Here is a 2618-nt window from a genome sequence, read left to right as displayed (position 1 = left end):
GGACCGGGCCGCGTACGCCCGTGAGAGGTCCCGGGCCAGCGGGGTGGCGGACCAGCCGTCGGCCACGATGTGGTGGACGATCAGCAGCAGCAGGTGCTCCGCCGGGCCGGTGCGCAGCAGCGTCGCGCGGACGGGGAGCCGGGTCGCGAGGTCGAAGCCGCGGCCGGCCTCGCGGGCGGCTTCCGCCGGGGCCTCGGCGGGGGGGGAGGTCTCCCGGACGGTGAGTCCGGTCCAGGCCTCGGTGCCCAGGACCTCCTGGCGGGGCTCGCCGTCGGTCTCGGGGAAGACGGTGCGCAGTACCTCGTGCCGCTCGACCAGGTCGGCCAGCGCCGCCTCCAGCGCCGTGACGTCCAGCGCCCCGGAGAGCCGGACCGCGAAGGCCATGTTGTAGGCCGCCGAGCCGGGCTCCAGCCGGTTCAGGAACCACAGCCGCCGCTGGGCGGAGGACAGCGGCAGAGCGGCCGGGCGCGGTCCGGGCCGCAGCGCGGGCCGCGCGGAGCGGTCCCGGTGGAGGCGGCCGGCCAGCCTGGCCACGGTCGGCGCCTCGAACACGTCCCGGATCGAGACGGTCGAGCCCAGTGCCGTACGGATCCGGCTGACCAGCCTGGTCGCCAGCAGCGAGTGGCCGCCGAGGTCGAAGAAGCTGTCGTCGATGCCGACCTCGGGGAGGCCGAGGACCTCGGCGAAGAGCGCGCCGAGGGCCTCCTCGACGGGGTTGCGGGGGCGGCGCGCGGCGGCGGGGGTGAAGTCGGGGGCGGGGAGGCGGTTGCGGTCGATCTTGCCGTTGGGGTTGAGCGGGAGTTCGTCGAGCACCACGACCGCGCCGGGGACCATGTACCCGGGCAGGTGGTCGGCGGTGTGGTCGCGCAGGGTGGCGGGGTCGGGGGCGGTGCCGGGGATGGGGGTGACGTAGGCGACGAGGGTGGCGCCTGCGGGGCCGTCGGTACGGGCGACGGCGACGGCGGTGCGGACGGTGGGGTGGGTGGTGAGGACGGCTTCGATCTCGCCGGGCTCGACGCGGAAGCCGCGGATCTTGACCTGGGTGTCGGCGCGGCCGAGGTAGAGGAGTCGGCCGTCGGGGGTCCAGCGGACGAGGTCTCCGGTGCGGTACATGCGCTCGCCGGGTGCGAACGGGCAGGCGAGGAAGCGGGTGGCGGTGAGGCCGGGTCGTCCGGCGTAGCCGCGGGCGAGTCCGGCACCGGCCAGGTACAGCTCGCCGGCCACACCCGGGGGCACCGGCCGCAGCCCGTCGTCCAGCACGTACGCCCGGGTGTTGCGGATCGGGCGGCCCAGCGTCACGACCCCGTCGCCCGCCAGCCCGGCCGCCGTGGACCAGATGGTGGTCTCGGTCGGCCCGTACAGGTTGGTGACGGTGTCGGCCCGGGCGGCCAGGGCGTCGGCCAGGGCGGGCGGGACCGCCTCACCGCCGATCAGGACGCGCAGGCCGCGCACCGACTCGGGGCGGTGGAGCACGAGTTCCTGCCAGAGCGCCGGGGTCGCCTGCATGATCGTGATGCCGTCGCGTTCGAGGGAGGCGGCCAGCGCGGCCGGGTCCAGGGCGACGCCCTCCGCGCCGACGACCAGGCCCGCGCCGGACAGCAGCGGCAGGTAGACCTCCAGCCCGGAGATGTCGAAGGACCAGGTGGTGACGGCCAGCAGCCGGTCGTGGGCCTCCAGCGGGAAGCGCTCCCGGGTGGACACCAGCAGGTTCAGCAGCGACCGGTGCTCGACCATGACGCCCTTGGGCCGCCCGGTGGAGCCGGAGGTGAAGAGCAGGTAGGCCAGCCGGGAGCCGTGCAGCGGGGCGGCCCGCTCGGCGTCGGTCAGCGGCCGGCCGTCGAGGGCGGCCAGCGCGGCGTCGACCTCGGGGTCGTCCAGCACGACCGTGGGCACGCCGGTGCGCGGAAGCCGTGCGGCGATGGCGAGTTCGGTCAGCAGGAGGACGGGCGCGGCGTCGTCGAGCATCAGCCGGACGCGGTCGGCCGGGAGCGCCGGGTCGACCGGCAGGTAGGCGGCGCCGCTCTTCAGGACGGCCAGCTGCGCCACCACCATCTCCGCCGTCCGGGGCAGCGACAGGGCCACCGGCCGGTCCGGGACGACCCCGCGGTCGACCAGGTGGCGGGCGAGCCGGTTGGCCCGGGCGTCGAGTTCGGCGTAGGTGAGGGCGGTGGTGTCGGTGAGGACGGCGACAGCCTCGGGGGTGCGGGCGGCCTGGGCCTCGAAGAGGGCGACGACGGTGGTGGCGGTGCCGGCGGGAGAAGCGTCGTCGGCCGCGGTGTCGTTCCACTCGGTGAGGACCTGCCGGTGCTCCTCCGGAGTGAGGACGTCCAGTCGGGACAGCGGCGTCCGCGGGTCGCGGGCGACCTGGTCGAGCAACCGGACCAGGCGGGCGGCCAGGGCCTCGGCGGTGGCCGGCTCGAACACGTCGGCGTTGTACTCCAGGGTGCCGACGAGACCGGCCGCGGAGTCGCCCGGGGAGCCGCTCGCGGAGTCGTCCTGGCGGCGGCGCTCGGTGACGGCCAGGGACAGGTCGAACTTGGCGCCGTCCGCCCCGACCGGCTGCTCCGTCGCCGTCAACCCCGGGAGGTCCAGGGACGGTTGGGTGTTGTTCTGGAGGG

Annotated in this window: 1 protein-coding gene; it reads right to left on the bottom strand. The window is 75.9% G+C overall.

The window, feature by feature from the left end; genetic code table 11:
- On the bottom strand, positions 1-2618 hold a 2618-nt coding region (locus tag AE652_RS01790; RefSeq protein WP_049649275.1), incomplete at both ends, for a non-ribosomal peptide synthetase.

The sequence above is a fragment of the Kitasatospora sp. MY 5-36 genome (genome assembly GCF_001182915.1).
Classification (GTDB): Bacteria; Actinomycetota; Actinomycetes; order Streptomycetales; family Streptomycetaceae; genus Kitasatospora.
Note: the sequence above shows the minus strand (reverse complement) of the source record. Positions and strands in the feature narration are given on the sequence as shown.